The 19256-nt window shown below is 64.5% G+C and carries 18 protein-coding genes; 6 read left to right on the top strand and 12 right to left on the bottom strand.

The genetic code is table 11. The features are described from left to right. Positions 1-22: 22 nt before the first annotated feature. The 4 genes from BM171_RS08965 to gluQRS are packed head-to-tail and all read left to right on the top strand — an operon-like array spanning position 23 to position 3289. Entirely contained in the window at positions 23-811 is a 789-nt protein-coding gene (locus BM171_RS08965; protein WP_093010783.1) for an enoyl-CoA hydratase, read from the top strand. Positions 812-842: 31 nt separating this feature from the next. After that, the gene (gene trmFO / locus BM171_RS08960) at positions 843-2204 is read left to right on the top strand and encodes a methylenetetrahydrofolate--tRNA-(uracil(54)-C(5))-methyltransferase (FADH(2)-oxidizing) TrmFO (protein WP_093010781.1); all 1362 of its coding nucleotides are present in this window, start codon (positions 843-845) and stop codon (positions 2202-2204) included. A 4-nt stretch (positions 2205-2208) separates the two neighbouring features. Continuing rightward, positions 2209-2418, top strand: a complete 210-nt coding sequence (locus BM171_RS08955) for a hypothetical protein (protein ID WP_093010779.1) — start codon at positions 2209-2211, stop codon at positions 2416-2418. Next, a complete protein-coding gene (gluQRS, locus tag BM171_RS08950) occupies positions 2402-3289 on the top strand; it encodes a tRNA glutamyl-Q(34) synthetase GluQRS (RefSeq protein WP_093010777.1) in 888 nt (295 codons plus the stop codon). Before BM171_RS08955 ends, gluQRS begins: the two co-directional genes overlap by 17 nt. Before the next feature lie 10 nt (positions 3290-3299). Here gluQRS and hisI read toward each other — a convergent pair whose 3' ends face one another. Then, positions 3300-3662, bottom strand: a complete 363-nt coding sequence (gene hisI / locus BM171_RS08945; protein ID WP_093010775.1) for a phosphoribosyl-AMP cyclohydrolase — start codon at positions 3660-3662, stop codon at positions 3300-3302. Positions 3663-3730: 68 nt separating this feature from the next. Here hisI and BM171_RS08940 point away from each other — a divergent pair, with 68 nt between their 5' ends. Beyond that, a complete protein-coding gene (locus BM171_RS08940; RefSeq protein WP_093010773.1) occupies positions 3731-4183 on the top strand; it encodes an iron-sulfur cluster assembly scaffold protein in 453 nt (150 codons plus the stop codon). A 513-nt stretch (positions 4184-4696) separates the two neighbouring features. Here BM171_RS08940 and recG read toward each other — a convergent pair. From recG to sciP, 4 genes are all read right to left on the bottom strand, one after another. Beyond that, positions 4697-6787, bottom strand: a complete 2091-nt coding sequence (recG, locus tag BM171_RS08935; RefSeq protein ID WP_093010771.1) for an ATP-dependent DNA helicase RecG — start codon at positions 6785-6787, stop codon at positions 4697-4699. Continuing rightward, positions 6784-8919 (bottom strand): NAD-dependent DNA ligase LigA, encoded by a 2136-nt coding sequence (gene ligA / locus BM171_RS08930; protein ID WP_245760218.1) that lies wholly within the window; start codon positions 8917-8919, stop codon positions 6784-6786. The genes recG and ligA overlap by 4 nt, the downstream gene beginning before the upstream one ends. Positions 8920-9011: 92 nt before the next feature. After that, positions 9012-9725, bottom strand: coding sequence for a response regulator transcription factor CtrA (gene ctrA, locus BM171_RS08925; RefSeq protein WP_093010767.1), 714 nt, complete (start codon positions 9723-9725; stop codon positions 9012-9014). Between the two features lie 94 nt (positions 9726-9819). Further along, the gene (gene sciP, locus BM171_RS08920; RefSeq protein WP_093010765.1) at positions 9820-10098 is read right to left on the bottom strand and encodes a CtrA inhibitor SciP; all 279 of its coding nucleotides are present in this window, start codon (positions 10096-10098) and stop codon (positions 9820-9822) included. Between the two features lie 132 nt (positions 10099-10230). Here sciP and mnmA point away from each other — a divergent pair, with 132 nt between their 5' ends. Beyond that, on the top strand, positions 10231-11373 hold the full coding sequence (gene mnmA, locus BM171_RS08915) for a tRNA 2-thiouridine(34) synthase MnmA (RefSeq protein WP_093010763.1): 1143 nt from the start codon (positions 10231-10233) through the stop codon (positions 11371-11373). 13 nt (positions 11374-11386) lie between these two features. Here the strand turns inward: mnmA and mraY are convergent, their stop codons facing one another. The 7 genes from mraY to mraZ all read right to left on the bottom strand — a co-directional run bounded on the left by mraY (position 11387) and on the right by mraZ (position 19174). Further along, entirely contained in the window at positions 11387-12469 is a 1083-nt protein-coding gene (mraY, locus tag BM171_RS08910) for a phospho-N-acetylmuramoyl-pentapeptide-transferase (RefSeq protein WP_093010761.1), read from the bottom strand. Positions 12470-12513: 44 nt separating this feature from the next. Further along, positions 12514-13944: a UDP-N-acetylmuramoyl-tripeptide--D-alanyl-D-alanine ligase gene (locus tag BM171_RS08905; protein WP_093010759.1), complete on the bottom strand. Its 1431-nt coding sequence runs from the start codon at positions 13942-13944 to the stop codon at positions 12514-12516. Continuing rightward, on the bottom strand, positions 13941-15425 hold the full coding sequence (locus BM171_RS08900) for a UDP-N-acetylmuramoyl-L-alanyl-D-glutamate--2,6-diaminopimelate ligase (protein WP_093011090.1): 1485 nt from the start codon (positions 15423-15425) through the stop codon (positions 13941-13943). The genes BM171_RS08905 and BM171_RS08900 overlap by 4 nt, the downstream gene beginning before the upstream one ends. A gap of 103 nt (positions 15426-15528) precedes the next feature. Beyond that, a complete protein-coding gene (locus BM171_RS08895) occupies positions 15529-17310 on the bottom strand; it encodes a peptidoglycan D,D-transpeptidase FtsI family protein (protein WP_093010757.1) in 1782 nt (593 codons plus the stop codon). Beyond that, positions 17307-17654, bottom strand: a complete 348-nt coding sequence (gene ftsL, locus BM171_RS08890; protein WP_093010755.1) for a cell division protein FtsL — start codon at positions 17652-17654, stop codon at positions 17307-17309. The genes BM171_RS08895 and ftsL overlap by 4 nt, the downstream gene beginning before the upstream one ends. Further along, positions 17654-18649 carry a 16S rRNA (cytosine(1402)-N(4))-methyltransferase RsmH gene (gene rsmH, locus BM171_RS08885; RefSeq protein WP_093010753.1) on the bottom strand — a complete coding sequence of 332 codons (996 nt, stop codon included), beginning with the start codon at positions 18647-18649 and terminating at the stop codon, positions 17654-17656. Before rsmH ends, ftsL begins: the two co-directional genes overlap by 1 nt. 3 nt (positions 18650-18652) lie before the next feature. Continuing rightward, a complete protein-coding gene (gene mraZ, locus BM171_RS08880) occupies positions 18653-19174 on the bottom strand; it encodes a division/cell wall cluster transcriptional repressor MraZ (RefSeq protein WP_093010751.1) in 522 nt (173 codons plus the stop codon). Positions 19175-19256 lie beyond the last annotated feature (82 nt).

Here is a 19256-nt window from a genome sequence, read left to right as displayed (position 1 = left end):
CGCGGGAATGAGGAGGGCAAGCATGTCGCATCTGTTACGTGACGACAAAGGCGCGGTTGCACATCTGACGCTGAACGCACCCGAGCGATTGAACCCGCTCTCGGACGCGATGATCGCAGCTCTTGTGGAAGAGTTCGATCGCATCGCCAATGATCGAAGCGTGCGCGTCGTCGTGCTGAAAGGCGCGGGCCGGGCGTTCTGCGCGGGGCATGACCTTAAAGAGATGACCGCCGCGCGCGAGACTCAAGACAAGGGACGCGCCGCGTTTAAGGATCTCTTCGATCGCTGCGCCGAGATGATGCAGAAGGTGATCCACCTGCCCCAGCCGGTCATCGCCGAGGTGCACGGACTTGCGGCCGCAGCGGGCTGTCAGCTCGTGGCAAGTTGCGACATGGCGGTTGCCGCCGAAGGCACGAAATTCGGCGTCAACGGCGTGAATATAGGGCTTTTCTGCTCCACCCCGATGGTGGCTCTCTCGCGCAACATCCCGCGGAAGCACGCCTTCGAGATGCTGACGACCGGCGCGTTCGTCGAAGCGGCGCGCGCGCAGGAGCTTGGGCTTATCAACCGTGTCGCGCCCGCGAACGCGCTCTCCGAGACGACGGACGAGCTCGCGCAGACAGTGGCCGCCAAGCTCGGCTCGGCGGTTCGAACCGGCAAAGAGGCGTTCTATCGCCAGATCGAGCTGCCGCTCGCGGAGGCTTACGAATATACGGGCGCGGTGATGGTCGAAAACATGCTCGACCGCGATACCGAGGAAGGCATCAAAGCCTTTCTCGAAAAGCGCACGCCCGCCTGGTCGCAGGAGTGACAAACGCGGATCGAATCCCTATCTGGGCGGCATGACGGATAAGTTGCATATCGTGGGCGGCGGCATGGCCGGGTCCGAGGCCGCATGGCAGGCGGCGAATATGGGCGTCTCGGTGGTGATCCACGAGATGCGCCCCAAGGTGGAGACCTTTGCCCACAAGACGGGCAAGCTCGGCGAGATGGTCTGCTCCAATTCCTTCCGCTCGGACGATCATGAACAGAATGCCGTGGGCCTTCTCCACTGGGAGATGAAGGAAGCGGGCGGCCTCGTGATCTCCACCGCCTATCGCCACCGCCTGCCGGCTGGCGGCGCGCTGGCGGTCGACCGCGAGCCGTTCTCCGAAGAGATCACCGCGCAACTGAACGCCCATCCCAATATCGAAGTGAGCTACGAGGAAATCTCCGAGCTGCCGCAGGACGGGCAGTGGATCATGGCGACCGGCCCCTTGACCTCGGACGGGCTCGGCCAGGCGATCGCGCGCGCCACCGGCACCGAAAGCCTCGCTTTCTTCGACGCCATCGCGCCCATCGTCTATGCCGATACGATCGACATGTCGAAGGCCTGGATGCAGTCGCGCTACGACAAGGGCGAGACCGAGGAAGAACAGCGCGCCTATCTCAACTGCCCTATGGACAAAGAGACCTACGAGGCCTTCATCGACGCGCTTCTGGCCGCCGACAAGACGGAGTTCCACGAAGGTGAGACTGCCGGCTATTTCGACGGCTGCCTGCCGATCGAGGTCATGGCAGAACGGGGACGGGAGACGTTGCGCCACGGCCCGATGAAGCCTGTCGGGCTGACCAACCCGCACGAGCCGGACGTGAAACCCTGGGCCGTCGTGCAGCTTCGCCGGGACAACGCCCTGGGAACGCTCTTCAATATCGTCGGCTTCCAGACCAAGATGAAATACGGCGCGCAGAAAGAGGTGTTGCGGATGATCCCCGGCCTCGAGAACGCGTCTTTCGCGCGGCTCGGCGGGATCCACCGGAACACCTTCCTCAACTCGCCGACGCTGCTCGACGAGCGGATGCGCCTCAGAACACAGCCGAATATCCGTTTCGCCGGGCAAATCACCGGGGTCGAGGGCTACGTGGAATCCGCCGCAATGGGTCTTCTCGCGGGCCGTATGGCTGCGGCTGAGATCCTCGGGCAAGAGCTGCCGAGCGTGCCCCAAGACAGCGCGCATGGTGCACTCGTTCACCACATCACCGGCGGTGCAGAGGCCAAGACGTTCCAGCCGATGAACGTGAACTTTGGCCTTTTCCGCCCGCTTGAGGGCGTCAAGGGCGGGCGGCGCGGACGGCGCGACCGCTACAAGGCCTATACCGACCGGGCAAAGGAAGCCTGGCAGGGCTGGCTCGGCACCCAGACCATAGCGACTGCGGCGGAGTGACCCGATGAACTACGTGCTCGCCCTTTTTCTACCGCCTCTTTCGATCCTGCTGACGGGTCGGATTTTCACGTCGATCATCGTTTTCGTGATCTGGATTCCCGCGATCCTGTTCTCCGGCGGCCTGACGCATCCGATGTTCATCCTGCTCGCATGGATCCTGATCTACCAGTCGGGCGAAGAGCGCCGCGCGCGCCGCTATGGCCGCGAGGAGTGAGCGCGCGGGTCTGATCACCCGCTTCGCGCCGTCGCCCACGGGGCCGCTGCATCTCGGCCACGCCTACTCTGCCTGTCTTGCGTTCGATCTGGCGCGCAAGCAGGGCGGCACCTTCCTCATCCGGATCGAGGATATCGACCGGCAACGCGCCCGGCCCGAATGGGAAGCGCAGATTTATGAGGATCTGAACTGGTTGGGACTGACTTGGCCCGAGCCCGTGATGCGGCAGTCGGATCGCCAACCTGCCTATGAAGCGGCGCTCGACAGGCTCTGGGACATGGGCCTTCTCTATCCCTGCTCCTGCTCGCGCCGCGACATCCAGGAGGCAGCCTCCGCACCGCAGGAAGGCGTGCCGCGCTTGGGGCCGGACGGGCTCGTCTATCCGGGAACCTGCCGGCCGGGCGAGCTGCCGACAGGCGTTAGACCCCGCGAGACCGCGCTCCGCCTCGACATGCGGCGTGCGATGCAACGCATTGGCCCAGAACGGCTTTCATTTGTCGAGTGCGGCGGAAGCCCCGGCGATGAAACCGGCGAGATCGGGATTTCGCCCGAAGCTCTTGTCTCGGAGATCGGCGATGTCGTTCTCGCAAGACGCGACATGGGCACGTCCTATCATCTGTCCGTGGTGCTCGACGACGCAGCGCAAGGTGTGACCGACGTCGTGCGTGGACGAGATCTGTTCGAGGCAACCCGGATTCATGTTGTTCTTCAACGCCTTCTCGGACTTGCCTCGCCAAGATACCTGCATCACCGGCTGATCCGCGACGACACCGGCAAGCGCCTCGCCAAACGCGACGATGCTCGCGCGATCCGCACCTACCGCGACAGCGGACTCAGCCCCCAGGATATTCGCGCGAAGTTAGGCCTGTAAGCTCCTAGAGTCACGGGACCATCGGCTCCATGATCTCGACCTCGTCGCCATCGCGGATCGCCGTGTAAAAGCAGCTTCGGCGGTTGGTGTGACAGGCCGGGCCGGTTTGTCGCACCCGCACCAGAATGCAGTCACGGTCGCAATCGACGCGCATCTCGACCAGCTCTTGCACGTGGCCGGAGCTTTCGCCTTTGACCCAAAAAGATTTCCTTGAACGAGACCAATAGGTTACACGCCCGCTTTCAAGCGTTTTCGCCACGGCCTCCGCGTTCATCCACGCCATCATGAGCACTTCCTCGGTCGCTGCATCCTGCGCGATCGCCGGCACGAGACCGTTTGCATCATAGACCAAGGTCTGAGGATCGAAGGACATGGGAAAAAACCCTTTTGCAGCAGCCGTTGCCGCCCCTATCTATGAGGACAAGCGTGAAAGGGAAAGCCATGTCGGCCGAACAGGATCTTATCAAACTCTATTCCGATCGCATTCTTGCGCTCGCCGCCGATATCCCGCGGACGGGCCGGCTCGACGCGCCGGATGCGACTGTGAAAAAGCGATCGCCCCTGTGCGGATCGACGGTGACGGTGGATCTCAAGGTCGAGGACGGCCGGGTCGTTGACTACGCCCAGGATGTGAAGGCCTGCGCGCTCGGTCAGGCGGCCGCCGCAGTCGTTGGCGATGCGATCATCGGGCGCAGCGAGGTCGAGGTCACGGCGGCAAGGGACGCGCTCAAGGCAATGCTGAAAACGGACGGACCGACACCGCCTGCCCCCTTTGACGGGCTTGAGGTGCTGCGCCCCGCCGCGGCCTACAAGAACCGCCACGCCTCGATCCTTCTGGCGCTCGATGCGGCGTCCGAAGCGATGGAACACGCGACGCACCACCAATCCGCTTAAGGAAATCTTCGTCTCTCGCGCGCAGCCTGTCCTTGTATAGACAGCTTCGGTGCGAGGATGAGATGAGACTTTCGGTTGGGCCACCGGCGCCGCATCAGCTCACCTCACCGCATGACCCAAAGAAAAAGCCGCCATGCGTTGGGGCGCATGGCGGCAAGTAGCGTGTCTTGTGAGATCCGGGCACGCAGGGTCGCGCACGAGGGGGACAGGCAGTGTCAGTCGCGAGGCATCCGGGACAAAGGATGCGGAATTACGTCCGGCACAAGCAACGCAGGCAGAAAGCGAAAACGGATCAGAGGTGCAAACCGGCGACGAGCATCAGAACCAGCGACAGCGCCCCGAGAGCATCGGTCAAAAGCGTGTTCTGCGAACGGTGGATCGTGGTCTTGATCTGGTCGAGCATCTGTACCTCCAACTCCGTGTTAACCTTTTGTTCTCATATTTAGCGCTCGGAGTAAAGAACTTTTTAAGAACATTTGAGAACACGAGAGAACGGATCGGAACTTTCCGCGATCATCCGACAGAGATTAGCCGGATCGCCCGGTCCTGCCGCATGAGCCAGAGAAGCAGGCGCGCGGCCTTTCCACGTTCGCTTTCGAGAGCCGGATCGCTCGACAAGAGATGCCGCGCATCGCTTTGGGCGACCTTCATCAACCCTGCCTGCCGTTCGAGATCGGCGATACGAAAGCGCGGCAGACCGGATTGCGCGGTTCCGATAAGGTCTCCGGCACCGCGCATCTCGAGGTCGACCTCGGCGATCCGAAAGCCGTCCTCGGTCTCGCGGAGGGTCGTCAGGCGGCGCTCTGCTGCCTCGCCCAAGGGCGGGCGATACATCAATAGGCAGGTTGATGCGGCCTCGCCCCGCCCGACGCGGCCCCGCAGCTGGTGCAACTGCGCGAGGCCAAACCATTCGGCGCGCTCGATCACCATGATCGTGGCATTGGGCACGTTGACCCCAACCTCGATCACTGTCGTCGCGACAAGGACCTGCGTCTCGCCCGCCACGAAGCGGGCCATCGCCGCGTCTTTCTCGGAAGGCAGCATCTGTCCGTGAACGAGCCCGACACGGCCCTCTCCGAGAACGGCACGCAGATGCCTGAACCGATCCTCGGCCGCGGCGAGGTCGATCGCCTCGCTTTCATCGACCAGCGGGCAAACCCAATAGGCTTGCCGTCCGTCCTCGATCGCGCCTCTGAGATGGGCGACCACTTCGTCCATCCGTTCTGACGAAACGAGCGCCGTCCGGATCGGCTTCCGCCCCGGCGGCTTCTCATCGAGGATCGAGACATCCATGTCCCCGAATTGCGCGAGCGACAGCGACCGGGGAATCGGTGTCGCGGTCATCACCAGGATATCCGCCATCGGACCTTTCGCGCCCAGCTCGAGCCGTTGCGCTACGCCGAAACGATGCTGCTCATCGACGACCGCAAGGCGAAGGTCGCGAAACCGCACGTCTTTCTGGAAGACGGCATGCGTTCCGACGAGGATGTCGATCTCGCCGCGTTCCAGCGCTTCGAGCTTTTCCGCGCGCTCTCGCCCCTTGTCGCGGCCGGTCAGAAGCTGAAGGCGGACACCCGCCGCCTCGGCCAACGGTGCCAGACCTTCGAGGTGCTGCCGCGCCAGGATCTCGGTCGGGGCCATCATCACGCCCTGCCCGCCCGCTTCGACGGCGACAAGCAGCGCCATGAGCGCCACCAGTGTCTTGCCCGACCCGACATCGCCCTGCAAAAGCCGGTTCATTCGGGTGCCATCGGCCATATCGGCCGCGATCTCGTCGATGGCGCGGCTCTGCGCGCCCGTCGGCGCATAGGGCAATGCCTCAAGAACCCGCGCGCGCAGCGTCCCGTCGCCGCGGCTGACCGCACCCGGTCTGCGCCGGCGCGCGGCACGCGCCAGGCCGAGCGTCAGCTGGTGCGCGAAAAGCTCGTCAAAAGCGAGCCGCGCCCGCGCCGGCGCGTCGGGAAGCAGGTCCGCCACCGAAGCGGGCGCATGCGCCGCGATCAGGGCCTCGCGCCAGCCTGGCCAGCCTGCCTGAGACTTTTGCGCCGGATCGATCCATTCCGCCAAGTCCGGCGCACGTTCGAGCGCGGCCTGGACCGCGCGGCTCATGGCGCGCTGCGTGACGCCGCCCGTCAAGGGATAGGTCGGCTCGAATGCCGGCAGGGCGTCGGCCTCAGCCTCGGTCAGAACGTGGTCGGGATGAACCATCTGCGCGCGCCCGTCGAAAAGTTCGACTCGGCCCGAGACAAGACGGCGCTGCCCGGTCGGCAGAAGTTTCTGCAGGTAATCCGAGCGGCCCCGGAAATAAACCAACTCGAACTCGAGCCGGTTATCGGAGACTTCGATCCGGTAGGCGCCCGTCCGGGTGCGCGAGGGCCGGTGCGCGCCGATCGTGACCGGCACCGTCAGCGTTTGCGGCAGCTCCGCGCCCTGCACGCTGTCGCGAACCTGCCGATCGATGCCGGAATACGGGAGCAGGAACAGAAGATCTCGCGGCGCCTCGATGTCGAGGCCTTCAAGTTGTTGCGCGATCTTCGGCCCGACGCCCGGCAAAGTCGTGAGCTCGGCGAAGATCGGAAACAGGGCCTCGGGCCGACCAGTCATGCCTGACCGATGAGCGCAAGCCAGCCGTCCTCATCGAGGATATCGACGCCAAGCTCGCGGGCCTTCTTTTCCTTGGAGCCTGCGCCGGGGCCCGCGACCACGAGATCGGTCTTGGCCGAGACAGACCCGGACACCTTTGCGCCAAGCGCCTCGGCCCGCGCCTTCGCTTCTGCGCGTGTCATCTTCTCGAGGCTGCCGGTGAAGACGATCGTCTGGCCCGCAACGGGGCTGCCCTCGGTTGCGGGTTTGGCAGCGCTTTCGACGGACAGGTGGCTTACGAGCCGGTCGATCGAGGCGCGCTCCGCCTCCTGGCTCATCGTTGTGACAAGCGAGCGGGCCAGCACCTGGCCGACCCCGTCAATGCCGATCAGGTCATCCCAGGCTGAACCTTCGAGATCCGCTGCTTCGTCCATCGCGGTCTCGAAGGTTGGCCAGTCACCGTAATGCCGCGCCAGAGTGTTCGAGGCGACCTCGCCCACATGCCGGATGCCGAGACCGAAGATCAGCCGACCGAGCGGAATGCGCCGCCGCGCTTCGATCGCATCGAAGAGGTTCTGCGCCGATTTTTCGCCCCACCCTTCGCGATTTTTCAACTGCTGCATGCCGCTGCCATAGCGGTCCGACAGGGTGAAGATATCCGCGGGCTCCTTGATCCACCCGTCGACATAGAATTGCTCGACCTGCTTCGAGCCGAGCCCCTCGATGTCGAAAGCGGCACGGGAGACGAAATGCTTGAGCCGCTCCACCGCCTGCGCGGGGCAGATCAGCCCGCCGGTGCAGCGCCGGACGGCGTCGCCCTCTTCGCGGATCGCGGCAGAGCCGCAGCGCGGGCATTCTTGCGGGAATGCAAAGGGCTGGCTGTCTTTCGGGCGCTTGCCGAGGTCGACATCTGCGACTTTCGGGATCACGTCGCCGGCGCGGTAGACCTGGACCCAGTCCCCTTCGCGAATGTCCTTGCCGTCGCGGATGGGCGCGCCATTCGCGTCCCGCCCGGCAATGTAATCTTCGTTGTGAAGCGTCGCGTTCGACACAACGACACCGCCGACCGTGACCGGGGCCAGCCGCGCGACCGGTGACAAGGCGCCGGTGCGCCCGACCTGGATCTCGATCTTCTCAAGCCGGGTCCAGGCGAGTTCAGCGGGAAACTTATGGGCAATTGCCCAACGTGGCGTGGTCGAGCGGAAGCCAAGACGCGCCTGCAAGGCCAGATCGTCGACCTTGTAGACGACACCGTCGATGTCATAGCCGAGCGTCGCGCGCTGTTCCTCGATGCGGGCATAATGCGCGAGCATCTCTTCGGGACCGGTGCAGATCGCGGTCAATGGATTGGTCTGAAAGCCCAGAGCGGCAAGTCGATCGATCGCACCGCCTTGCGTTTCCGCCAGAGCCTCCGACAGCTCACCCCATCCATAGGCAAAAAAGCGTAAAGGCCGGTCCCGGGTGATCGACGCGTCGAGCTGGCGCAAGCTGCCCGCCGCAGCATTGCGCGGATTGGCGAAGGTCTTGCCACCGCGGCTTTCCTGCCGGGCGTTCAGCGCCGCGAAATCGTCATGGCTCATATAAACTTCGCCACGCACCTCGAGGATGTCCGGCGCGCCCGTCAGGCGCTCGGGGATCGTCTCGATCGTGCGGGCATTCTGGGTGACGTTCTCACCGACTGCACCGTCGCCGCGTGTGGCCGCCTGAACGAGAACCCCGCCTTCGTAGCGAAGTGCGAGGGAAAGACCGTCGATCTTGGGCTCGGCGGTGTATGCGAGAGGCGCATCGGCGGCCAGACCCAGATAGCGGCGGATGCGCGTATCGAACTCGAAGATCTCCTGATCCTCGAAAGCATTGCCAAGCGACATCATGCGCTGACTGTGCGTGACCTTGTCGAAACCCTCCGCGGGCGCGGCGCCGACTTGCTCGGACGGCGAGTCCGCGCGCTTGAGATCGGGGAAACGATCCTCGATCTCGCGGTTGCGCCGCTTGATCCGATCGTATTCGGCGTCTGTCAGCTCTGGCGCGTCATCGCGGTGATAGGCGGTATTCGCTTCGGCGAGTAGCTCGGCAAGGCGCGCCAATTCCGCCTCCGCGGCGGCTCGGTCGAGATCGGCGACCGCAACTTCGGCATGGTCCGTCTGCCCGTTCATGCGCCTCTCCGCTGACATCCTGCGCGCCCAAGTGATAGGTCGCTGATCGCGCAGGGTCCAGCGGGAGTCTCGCGGGCAGACGGAGGATCAGGTCAGGCGCGGGCCGCGACCTTTTGGCCGGCAGGTTCCGCAACCGGATCGCGCAGGACGTAGCCACGCCCCCAGACCGTTTCGATGTAGCTTGGCTCACCGGTCGCCTGGGACAGTTTCTTACGCAACTTGCAGATGAAAACATCGATGATCTTGAGTTCGGGCTCGTCCATGCCGCCGTAAAGGTGGTTCAAGAACATCTCTTTCGTCAGGGTTGTGCCCTTCCTGAGACTTAAGAATTCAAGCATCTGGTATTCCTTACCCGTCAGATGCACCTGGCGCCCCGCGACCTCGACGGTCTTTGCGTCGAGATTGACGTCGATCCGGCCCGTCCGGATGATCGACTGGGCATGCCCTTTCGAGCGGCGGATGATCGCGTGAATCCGGGCGACCAGTTCATCACGATGGAAAGGTTTGGTCATGTAATCGTCGGCCCCGAAGCCGAAGGATTTGAGCTTGCTTTCCGTATCGAGATCCCCTGACAGGACCAGGATCGGCGTGTCGATCCGCGCCATCCGCAGCTGCCGCAGCACATCATGCCCGTTCATGTCGGGCAAATTGATGTCGAGCAGGATCAGATCGTAGTCGTAGAGCTTCGCCAGATCGACGCCCTCTTCCCCAAGATCGGTCGCATAAACATTGAGGTTCGCGTGGGTGAGCATCATTTCGATGCTTTTGGAGGTCGTCGGGTCGTCTTCTACGAGCAATACACGCATGAGGTGTCTCCGGTGCGGATTGAGAGGTGAACTCAAGCCTCATTCAAAAACCTTAACGTGTGTTAAATGTACTGCGTTAAACGATTCGCGCAACCTATAGTTGTCGTCTCGATTGAACGTGCGTTGCTTTCAGGCCGTTTTTCCCGAAAGTCTTAGCAGCGCTCATCCATTCGGCGAGTTCCTCCTCCGAAAGACCGTAGAGCTCAATCGCCTGTGCCTCGGTGATCAGGCCGAATCGGACGCCGCGCACCACCGCCAGTTTGCGCGAGGCGACCCAGCGTTCTGTCTCTGCAGGCGGCAGGTCGGCACGCGTCATCATCGTGCCGTCGGGCAGCCGCACCGCACGCGGCCCGTCGATTTTCTTGAGGTACATTGCCCTCTCCGTCGAAATACTCGGAGGGACCATGCGCCGACGCCCTTAATGGCGGATGAAACGCGGCCTTGAGAATAGAGCGGATTTTCTTATATTCCGCCGGTCCGGACTCACCCTTTCCTCGGAGCGACCATGCCCCTCGATGCCTCCAAGCTGAATTCGCTTGGCTTTGCCAAACCGCCCGCCGAAACCCGCGTCGTCGTTGCGATGTCGGGCGGCGTAGACAGCTCGGTCGTGGCGGCGAAGCTTGCGGAAGAGGGTTACGACGTCGTGGGCGTGACGCTGCAGCTTTACGATCACGGTGCGGCACTCGCCAAGAAGGGCGCGTGCTGCGCCGGTATCGACATTCACGATGCGCGCCGGGTGGCTGAGGAAATGGGCTTTCCCCATTATGTTCTCGATTACGAGAACATCTTCCGCGACGCGGTCATCGACGAGTTCGCCGACAGCTATCTTGGCGGCGCGACGCCTGTGCCCTGCATCCGGTGCAACGAACGCGTCAAGTTCAAAGACCTGCTGGAAACCGCGAAGGATCTCGATGCCGATTGCATGGCAACGGGTCACTACATTCAGCGTAAGGACGGACCGAACGGGGCGGAGCTGCACTGCGCCACGGATGCGAACCGCGATCAGAGCTATTTCCTGTTCTCCACGACGCCCGAGCAGCTCGACTTCCTACGCTTTCCGCTGGGGCACCTGCCCTCGAAGGACGCGACCCGCGCGCTCGCGCAGCGGTATGGTCTTGTCGTTGCCGACAAGCCCGACAGCCAGGACATATGCTTCGTGCCCGACGGCAATTATGCGAGCGTGATCGAGAAATTGCGCCCCGGCGCAGCAGAGCCCGGAGAGATCGTGCATGCGGATGGCAGGGTGCTTGAAACACATCGGGGCGTGATCCATTACACGATCGGGCAGCGGCGCGGGCTTGGGATCGGCGGTCTCGACGAGCCGCTTTACGTCGTGAAACTCGATGTCGAGAACAAGCGCGTCGTCGTCGGCTCGAAAGAGCTGCTGGCGACCCGCACCATTCCCGTCCGCGAGATCAACTGGCTGGGCGATGGGCCTTTCACCGGCGCCGAGGAATGGCATGTTTCGGTTAAGGTGCGCTCCACCCGGCCGCCGCGCGAGGCCGTGATCCGGCCGATTTCCGAGACCGAAGCCGAGGTTGAGTTGCTGACGCCCGAGGAAGGCGTCTCGCCCGGTCAGGCGTGCGTTTTCTACGAAACCGGCGGCAGCCGCATACTTGGCGGTGGCTGGATCTGGCGCGGGTACTGACCCCCCGCGCCGCTCAGCGCACCTTCAGCGTGGCGAGGCCGATCAGCGCCAGGATCAGCGAGATGATCCAGAACCGGATCACGATCTGCGGCTCGGCCCAGCCCTTCTTCTCGTAATGGTGGTGGATCGGTGCCATCAGGAACACCCTTTTGCCGGTGCGCTTGAAGTAGAGCACCTGCACGATCACCGAGAGCGCCTCCACCACGAACAGTCCGCCGACAATGGCGAGAACCAGCTCGTGCTTGGTGGCAACCGCGATCGCCCCAAGTGCGCCGCCAAGCGCGAGCGAGCCGGTATCTCCCATGAAGACCGCCGCAGGCGGCGCGTTGTACCACAGGAACCCGAGCCCGCCGCCAAAGATGCCGGCGGTAAAGATCAGAAGCTCGCCCGTTCCCGGAACGTAGTGCACGTCGAGATACTCGGTCACGTCGACGCGGCCGACCGCGTAGGCGATGATACCGAGCGTTCCGGCGGCAATCATTACCGGCATGATCGCGAGCCCGTCGAGCCCGTCCGTCAGGTTCACGGCATTCGCCGCACCCACGATCACGATGATCGCGAACGGCACGAAGAACAGGCCCATATCGAGAAGCAGGTTCTTGAAAAACGGAAAGGCCAGCTGCCCCGTCAGCGCTTCGGGGTGGTAGAGCGCGGCCCAAGTGCCCGCGACGCCCGCAATGATGAACCCGAGCAGAAGCCGCACCTTTCCGGGCACCCCCGCCGAGGTCTGCTTGCGGACCTTTGAATAATCGTCGGCAAAGCCGATGGCCGCGTAGGACATGGTCACGAAGAGCACCATCCACACGAATGGATTGTCGAGCCGCGCCCAGAGCAGCGTGGAAGTCAGAAGCGCGCCGACGATCAAGAGCCCGCCCATCGTCGGCGTTCCGGCCTTGGTGAGATGTCCTTCCGGCCCATCGCTGCGGATCGGCTGCCCCTTGCCTTGCGTGCGGCGCAAGACATCGATCAGCGGCCGTCCGAACAGGAAGCCGAAGACAAGCGCCGTCAGGAACGCGCCGCCCGCGCGGAAGGTGATGTAGCGAAAGAGGTTGAAGGCACCGCCCCCGTCCGACAATTCGGCCAGCCAGTAGAGCATGAAAGGGTTCCTTTCTCCGCGATCACGGGGTCAGCGCAGCACTGTCAGGATGGGTCGGTGCCTTGGCGCATTTTGCGTATCGCGTCAACCAGACGGCCCAGACCCATCGAAAGCGATCCTTTCACCAGCACCACGTCGCCGGCGTCGAGATCGCGGGCGAGCCGCGCTTGCATCGACTGCACGTCCTCGGCCCAATGTCCCTGTTTTTCCCGCGGCAACGCCTTCCAGAGCGCGTGCATGAGCGGCCCGACGCAATGAACGCGGTCGATCCGCGCCATCGCGGGCAGATCCGCCAGTCCGGCATGGAGCGCCCGGGCCGTGGGTCCGAGCTCTTTCATGTCGCCAAGATAGGCGATCCGGCGACCCTTGCCGACACGGCCGACGTCATGGCGCGGCTCGGCCCCGGCGAGAACTTCGAGCGCCGCACCCATCGAGGCTGGGTTGGCGTTGTAGCTGTCGTCGATCAGCTCGATCCAGGCATCGGTCTGCGCGATATCGAGCGAGATCCGCTCGCGGTGGCCGCGGCCTGCGCCGGGGGACCAGGCTCCCAGATCGCACAGCGCCCGGGCGCGGTCGAGACCAAGTGCCCAAACCGTGGCCAGCACCGCCGCGGCATTGACCGCGAAGTGCCGGCCCGGCACGGCGACCTTGTAAAGGACAGGCTGCCGCCAGGCACGCAGATGCGCGACGGTCGCAGCATCCTTGACCTGAACGTCGGTGACGCGGTGATGGTTTGGCGCCGCCTCCCCGAAACTGATGCTGCGTTTTGCGTAGCGCGCCGCTGTCTCGGAGAGGATCGGAGAGGTCGGAAGATCGCCGTTGTAGATCGCGGTCCCGCGCGGCTCAAGCCCTTCGAAGATTGACGCTTTTTCGCGCGCGATGCCCTCGATGCTCTCGAACGCCTCGAGGTGGGCGGGGGCGACGATGGTGACCATCGCTACATGCGGGCGCGCCATGCGGGCCAGGGGCGCGATCTCTCCGGGATGGTTCATGCCGATCTCGATCACCGCGAAATCGGCATCTCGCGGCATCCGCGCCAGCGTCAGCGGCACACCCCAATGGTTGTTGTAGGAGGCCTCGGCTGCATGGGTCTTGCCTTGTCCGCCCAAAACCTGGCGCAGCATTTCCTTGGTGGAGGTCTTACCGACCGAGCCCGTGACCGAGACGACCTTGGCTTTCGTGCGCGCCCGTCCCGCATGCCCCAGCGCCTCGAGGCCCGCCTGCACATCCTCGACGATCAGGAGCGGCGCATCTTCAGGCAGGCCCTCGGGCACCCGGCTCACGAGCGCCGCCGCCGCGCCTTTTGCCAACGCATCTGCCACAAAATCATGCCCGTCGCGCGCCGCTTCCAAGGCGACGAAAAGATCGCCGGACTTCAGCGTCCGAGTATCGATGGAGACGCCGCGTGCCTCCCAGTTCGCAGTGGTCCGCCCGCCTGTGGCGACCACCGCTTCGGCGCTGGTCCAGAGACTCACGGCTGCCCTCCGTCAAGCGCGGTCACGGCGACGCTCGCCTGCTCGGCGTCATCGAAAGGGTAGACGGTGTCGCCGACGATCTGACCCGTCTCGTGGCCCTTGCCGCAGATCAGAAGCGCATCCCCCGGCCCGAGCGCATCAACGCCGCGCAGGATCGCCTCGGCCCTGTCGCCGATCTCGATCGCCTCGGGCGCGCCGGCCATCACGGCAGCGCGGATCGCCGCCGGATCTTCGGAGCGTGGGTTGTCATCGGTGACGATCACGAGATCCGCGTGATCCGCCGCCGCCTGCCCCATCAGCGGCCGTTTCCCGGCGTCGCGATCCCCGCCCGCGCCAACAATTGCGACGAGCCGGCCCATCACGTGCGGGCGCAGCGCCTGGATCGCGGTTTCGACGGCGCCGGGCGTATGGGCGTAATCGACGAAGACCGCCGCGCCGTTCTCGCGCTTGGCCGCAAGCTGCATCCGCCCGCGCACCGTAGAGAGGCGCGGCAAGGTATCCAGAACCGCCTCGGCATCCTCTCCGCATGCGATGACGAGACCGGCGGCGACAAGCGCATTCTCGGCCTGGAACCCGCCGATGAGGCTGAGCTCGAGCTGTTTGATCGCGCCGCGATAGCGCAGGCGCACATCCTGTCCGGTGGCGTTGAACCGCTGCGCCATCATGCACAGATCGGCGCCCTCGGCGCGACCGACCGTGATAAGATCCTGACCGCGCGCATGGGCGATGGCCGCCATGTCGACCCCGCGCGCGTCCTCGATGTTTATGACGGCAGTGCCTTCTTCGGGCAGGACACGGGCGAAAAGCCCCGCCTTGGCCGCGAAGTAATCGTCGAAGCTCTTGTGATAATCGAGGTGGTCCTGGCTGAAATTGGTGAAGCCTGCCGCGCGCAGCTGCACGCCGTCGAGCCGGCGCTGCTCGAGCCCGTGCGAGGAGGCTTCCATCGCCGCGAAATCGACGCCGGAGGCCGCGGCCTCGGCAAGCGCGCGATGCAGCGTGATGGGTTCGGGCGTCGTGTGCTTGAGCGGCGCATGCCAGTCGCCCTCGACCCCGGTCGTGCCGAGGTTGATCGCGCGGTGCCCGAGCTCTTGCCAGATCATCCGGGTGAACGCCGCGACCGAAGTCTTGCCATTGGTCCCGGTCACCGCGACCATCGTCTCGGGCTGCGCGCCGAACCAGAGCGCTGCACTGTAGGACAGCGCTTGGCGAGGATCGGCGGCGACGACGAGCGCGGCATCTGAGGCTGACAGCTCCGTGCTCGCGATCTCCGCACCCTCGGCATCGGTCAGGATCGCGCCCGCGCCCTGCCTCAGGGCGTATTGGATGAAGTCCGCGCCATGCACCCGCGTGCCGGGGAGTGCCGCGAAAAGGTAGCCGTCGCGCACCTCGCGGCTGTCCACCGCCAGCCCGGTGATTTTCGCATCGCGCCCCGACCGGGCCGTCAGCCCGAGCTCGCCGAGCGTCTTGGTGGTCTCGCTCACGGACAAATCTCCCTCCTGCGGACGCGATGGCCGATACAAGGGGCTGTTGCCCCCGCGATGTTGTTGGCCCGGAACGCCGCCCCTGTTCAAGGGGCCGCTTACGTCAGTTGGCCGTCAATTGCAGCAGATCCGGCTCATCGTAGTCGGGCCGAAGCCCGAGAAGCGGCGCAATCCTGCCGATCATCTCGGCGGCGACCGGCACGGCGGTCCAGCCAGCGGTGCGCCGAGGTTTTTCGCCCATCGTCTCCACCGGCTCGTCGAGCGTCACGATCAGCACGTATTCGGGCGCATGGGCCGGGAACATCGTCGCAAATGTCGCGATGACCTTGTCATCATAGTAGCCGCCCCCGCGCTCCTTCGGCTTGTCGGCCGTGCCCGTCTTGCCGCCGACGTGATAGCCCGGCACTTCGCCGAAGCTTGCCGTGCCTTCGGTCACGACAGCGCGGAGCATGGCGCGCGAGCGCTCGGCCGAGCGGTCCGACATGACGCGCGGCCCGTATTTGGGGCCCGCTTGCTTCAGCAGCGTCGGCTTCACGGCAAATCCGCCATTCGCGATGGCCGAGTAACCGGCAGCCAGATGCAACGGCGAGGCCGAGAGGCCATGACCATAGGAAATCGTCACGCTCGAAAGATCAGTCCATTTTGACGGCAGGAGCGGTTTGCCGCCCTCCGCCTCCGCGATCTCAAGCGGCGCCGGATCGAAGAAACCGAGCGACTTCAGGAACTCCTGCTGGCGATCGATGCCGATCTGCAGCGCCATCTTCGCGGTGCCCCGGTTGGAGCTCTTCACGATGACGTCCGAAACCGTCAGATCGCCGTAATTCTTGCCCTGGAATTCGCCGATCCGGTGACCGCCAACCCGCATGGGCGGCTTGGTATCGATCATCGTGTCCGGCGCGACGAGGCCAAGCTCCATCGCCTGCGCCGCCGCGAAAATCTTGAAGGTCGAGCCAAGCTCGTAGACCCCCTGCACGGAGCGGTTGAAGAGCGGGCTGTCCGCCGGGGAGCCCTCCGTCGGCGGCATCGGCCGGTCGTTCGGATCGAAGCTCGGAAGCGAGGCGATGGAGACCACTTCGCCGGTATGCACATCCATCAGCACCGCCGCCGCGCCCTTGGCGTTCATCAGCATCATGCCGCCCGACAGAACGCGCTCCATCGCGGCCTGAACGGTCAGGTCGATCGACAGCTCCAGAGGCGCGCCCTTGCGCGCGGGATCGCGGAGTTCCTTGTCGAAGAAGCGCTCGATCCCTGCCGTTCCCACGACCTCGGCGGAATGCACCCCTTCCTGCCCGAAGCGCGCGCCGCCCAGGACATGCGCGGCAAGCGTGCCGTTGGGATAAAGCCGCATCTCGCGCGGGCCGAAAAGAAGGCCGGGCTCGCCGATATCATGCACCGCCTGCTTCTGCTCAGGGCTGAGCTTCTTGCGGACCCAGACGAATTTCCGCTTACCGGTGAAGTCCTTGAGAAGACGCTCTTCTTTGAGTTCTGGGAAGATAGCGGCCAGCTCCTTGGCAGCGCGCTCGGGCTCGATCATCTGCTGCGGATGCGCGTAGAGGGAATGCGTCTCCATGTTGGTCGCGAGGATCCGTCCGCGCCGGTCGACGATGTCCGCGCGCTGCGAGACGATCGAGGCCCCTTGCGTATAGGCGCGCGGCTCTGCCGGCTCGGAGGCGGCCAGCATCGCCATGCGCGCACCAGTGACGGCAAAGACGCAGAAGAAGGCGACGCCGAGGACAAGCAGGCGGCCCTCGGCGCGGGTGCGGGCCTGGTCGCGCATCTGCTCGTGGCGGATACGCAGGTTCTCGCGCTCGATGGCATCGGGATTCTCGCCTTTCTGGCGGGCTTCGAGAATGCGGGCGAGCGGGCGCAGGGGCGTGCGGATCATGGCTCTTGCCCTCCATCGCTGGACAGCTCCACCGGATCGCTCAGCTCCATGATCGGCGGCGCGGGATAGACAATCTGGTCGACGCGGCCGAACTGCTCGGGACGAAACTCCAGAAGGCCGAGGCGTTCGAAATTGACCTGGGCGAGATCGGCAAGCCGGTCGGGCCGGTTGAGATAGGCCCATTCGGCCTTCAGGACCGAGAGCCGTTCCCGGTTGGCCCCGATGGCGCCGCGCAGCTGTTGCACCTCGGACAGCGCTTCCTGCGTGCGGTAATTCTCGCGATAGGCCCAGAAGGCGAGCCCGATCACGGACATGAAGGTCAGAATATAGAGAAACGTGCGCATCAGCGTCCGCCTTTCCTGAGTTCCGGCATGGCCAGGGATTTCGCGTCTATCTCGCCCGATGGGGCTTCGGTGCGGCGCGCAAGGCGCAGCTTGGCCGAGCGCGCCCGCGGGTTGGCCTCGAGCTCTGCCGCATCGGGGCCGATGGCCTTCTTGGAGACAAGTGTGAATTGCGGATCGGGCTCTTCGACAAGCGGCTGGAAGCGGTTGGCACGGCCGGTTTGTCCCGCTCGCATCTGCAGGAACCGCTTCACCATCCGGTCTTCCACCGAGTGAAACGTGACGACCGCCAGAAGACCGCCCGGCGCGAGCGCGCGCTCGGCGGCCATGAGCCCCTCGTAAAGCGCCTCGTATTCGTTGTTCACCGCGATCCGAAGCGCCTGGAAAGAGCGCGTCGCGGGATGGGACTGGCCGGGCTTGGCGCGCGGCAGGCAGCCTTCGACAATGCCGGCGAGCCGGCCGGTCGTGGTGATCGGCTCTTCGGCGCGCTCGCGCAGGATCGCCCGCGCGATGCGGCGCGAGGCGCGCTCTTCGCCAAAGACAAAGAGGATCTCGGCGAGCTCCGCCTCGCCCGCCTCGTTGACGATATCGGCGGCTGAAGGCCCGTCCTGTGACATCCGCATGTCGAGCGGCCCGTCCTTCATGAAGGAAAAGCCGCGCTCGGCGCGATCGAGCTGCATGGACGAAACGCCAAGATCCAGAACGACCCCGTCGACATCCTGCGCGACCTCGTCCATCTGAGCGAAATTCGCGCGCTCCAGCCGGATTTTACCCTTGTAATCAGGCACCCAGCCTTCGGCGAGCTCATGGGCGAGAGGATCGCGATCGATCCCGATGACCTCATCCGCTCCAGCCGCGACGAGCCCCTTTGCATAGCCACCCGCGCCGAAGGTTCCATCGATCCAACGGCCCGATACGGGCGCGGCAGCCTTGAGAATAGGCGCAAGCAGAACCGGAACATGCGGGCTTTCAGGCGTGGCAGCATCGCCCTGGCTCATCGCTTATTCCTCCCGCTTTCGCTTTTCGGGCAAGAGGGTCAGCGGATCGACATCGGCGGGCAGCGCATCGAGATATTCGTCGACACGGGCGCGCTCGACCTCGTTGTAGGTCTCGGGATTCCAGACTTGGAACGTGTCGCCGGAGGCGATGAAGAATGCCTCGGAATCAAGCGGTACGCCGATCTTGTCGCGCAAAAGCTGCGTCAGGACGATGCGCCCCGTCTCGTCAACCGTCGCGGTCACGCTCAGGCCGGTGAAGATGTTCTCGAGGATGCGACGCTCGGGCGAGCCGCGCGGCATGTCATCGATCTGGTCCTCGACCTCCTCGATCGCGACCATCGTGTAACATTCGAGGAAATTGCGCCGGTGATCGCCGTAAACGATGACGAATTCGGGGTTCTGGCCGGGCTCCCAGGCGGGATCGCCCGCCTCGAGGACACGGCGAAAAGAGGCTGGGATAGACACCCGCCCCTTCTTGTCCACCTTCTGGTGGCCCGATCCTCTGAACCTCAGCCTGCGGCCCACTGCCCGGCCCTTTCACTGTCCGACCCCCGAAAAGAGAAACGGCGAGTTGATCCGCTGCCATCGATCAACCCGCCGCCCTGGT

Origin of the sequence: Roseivivax halotolerans (genome assembly GCF_900115815.1) — a bacterium.
Taxonomy (GTDB): Bacteria; Pseudomonadota; Alphaproteobacteria; order Rhodobacterales; family Rhodobacteraceae; genus Roseivivax; species Roseivivax halotolerans.
Note: the sequence above shows the minus strand (reverse complement) of the source record. Positions and strands in the feature narration are given on the sequence as shown.

What these genes read in the sequence shown, in the direction of transcription:
- recG (WP_093010771.1), bottom strand. Translation starts at nt 6,787, where the DNA reads ATGACTGGTCGGCCCGAGGCCCTGTTTCCGATCTTCGCCGAGCTCACG.
- hisI (WP_093010775.1), bottom strand. Translation starts at nt 3,662, where the DNA reads ATGTCCTTCGATCCTCAGACCTTGGTCTATGATGCAAACGGTCTCGTG.
- sciP (WP_093010765.1), bottom strand. Translation starts at nt 10,098, where the DNA reads ATGTACCTCAAGAAAATCGACGGGCCGCGTGCGGTGCGGCTGCCCGAC.
- mraY (WP_093010761.1), bottom strand. Translation starts at nt 12,469, where the DNA reads ATGCTCTACTGGCTGGCCGAATTGTCGGACGGGGGCGGTGCCTTCAAC.
- rsmH (WP_093010753.1), bottom strand. Translation starts at nt 18,649, where the DNA reads ATGAGCCAGGGCGATGCTGCCACGCCTGAAAGCCCGCATGTTCCGGTT.
- BM171_RS08955 (WP_093010779.1), top strand. Translation starts at nt 2,209, where the DNA reads ATGAACTACGTGCTCGCCCTTTTTCTACCGCCTCTTTCGATCCTGCTG.
- mnmA (WP_093010763.1), top strand. Translation starts at nt 10,231, where the DNA reads ATGCCCCTCGATGCCTCCAAGCTGAATTCGCTTGGCTTTGCCAAACCG.
- BM171_RS08895 (WP_093010757.1), bottom strand. Translation starts at nt 17,310, where the DNA reads ATGATCCGCACGCCCCTGCGCCCGCTCGCCCGCATTCTCGAAGCCCGC.
- ligA (WP_245760218.1), bottom strand. Translation starts at nt 8,919, where the DNA reads ATGAACGGGCAGACGGACCATGCCGAAGTTGCGGTCGCCGATCTCGAC.
- trmFO (WP_093010781.1), top strand. Translation starts at nt 843, where the DNA reads ATGACGGATAAGTTGCATATCGTGGGCGGCGGCATGGCCGGGTCCGAG.
- BM171_RS08965 (WP_093010783.1), top strand. Translation starts at nt 23, where the DNA reads ATGTCGCATCTGTTACGTGACGACAAAGGCGCGGTTGCACATCTGACG.
- ftsL (WP_093010755.1), bottom strand. Translation starts at nt 17,654, where the DNA reads ATGCGCACGTTTCTCTATATTCTGACCTTCATGTCCGTGATCGGGCTC.
- BM171_RS08940 (WP_093010773.1), top strand. Translation starts at nt 3,731, where the DNA reads ATGTCGGCCGAACAGGATCTTATCAAACTCTATTCCGATCGCATTCTT.
- gluQRS (WP_093010777.1), top strand. Translation starts at nt 2,402, where the DNA reads ATGGCCGCGAGGAGTGAGCGCGCGGGTCTGATCACCCGCTTCGCGCCG.
- ctrA (WP_093010767.1), bottom strand. Translation starts at nt 9,725, where the DNA reads ATGCGTGTATTGCTCGTAGAAGACGACCCGACGACCTCCAAAAGCATC.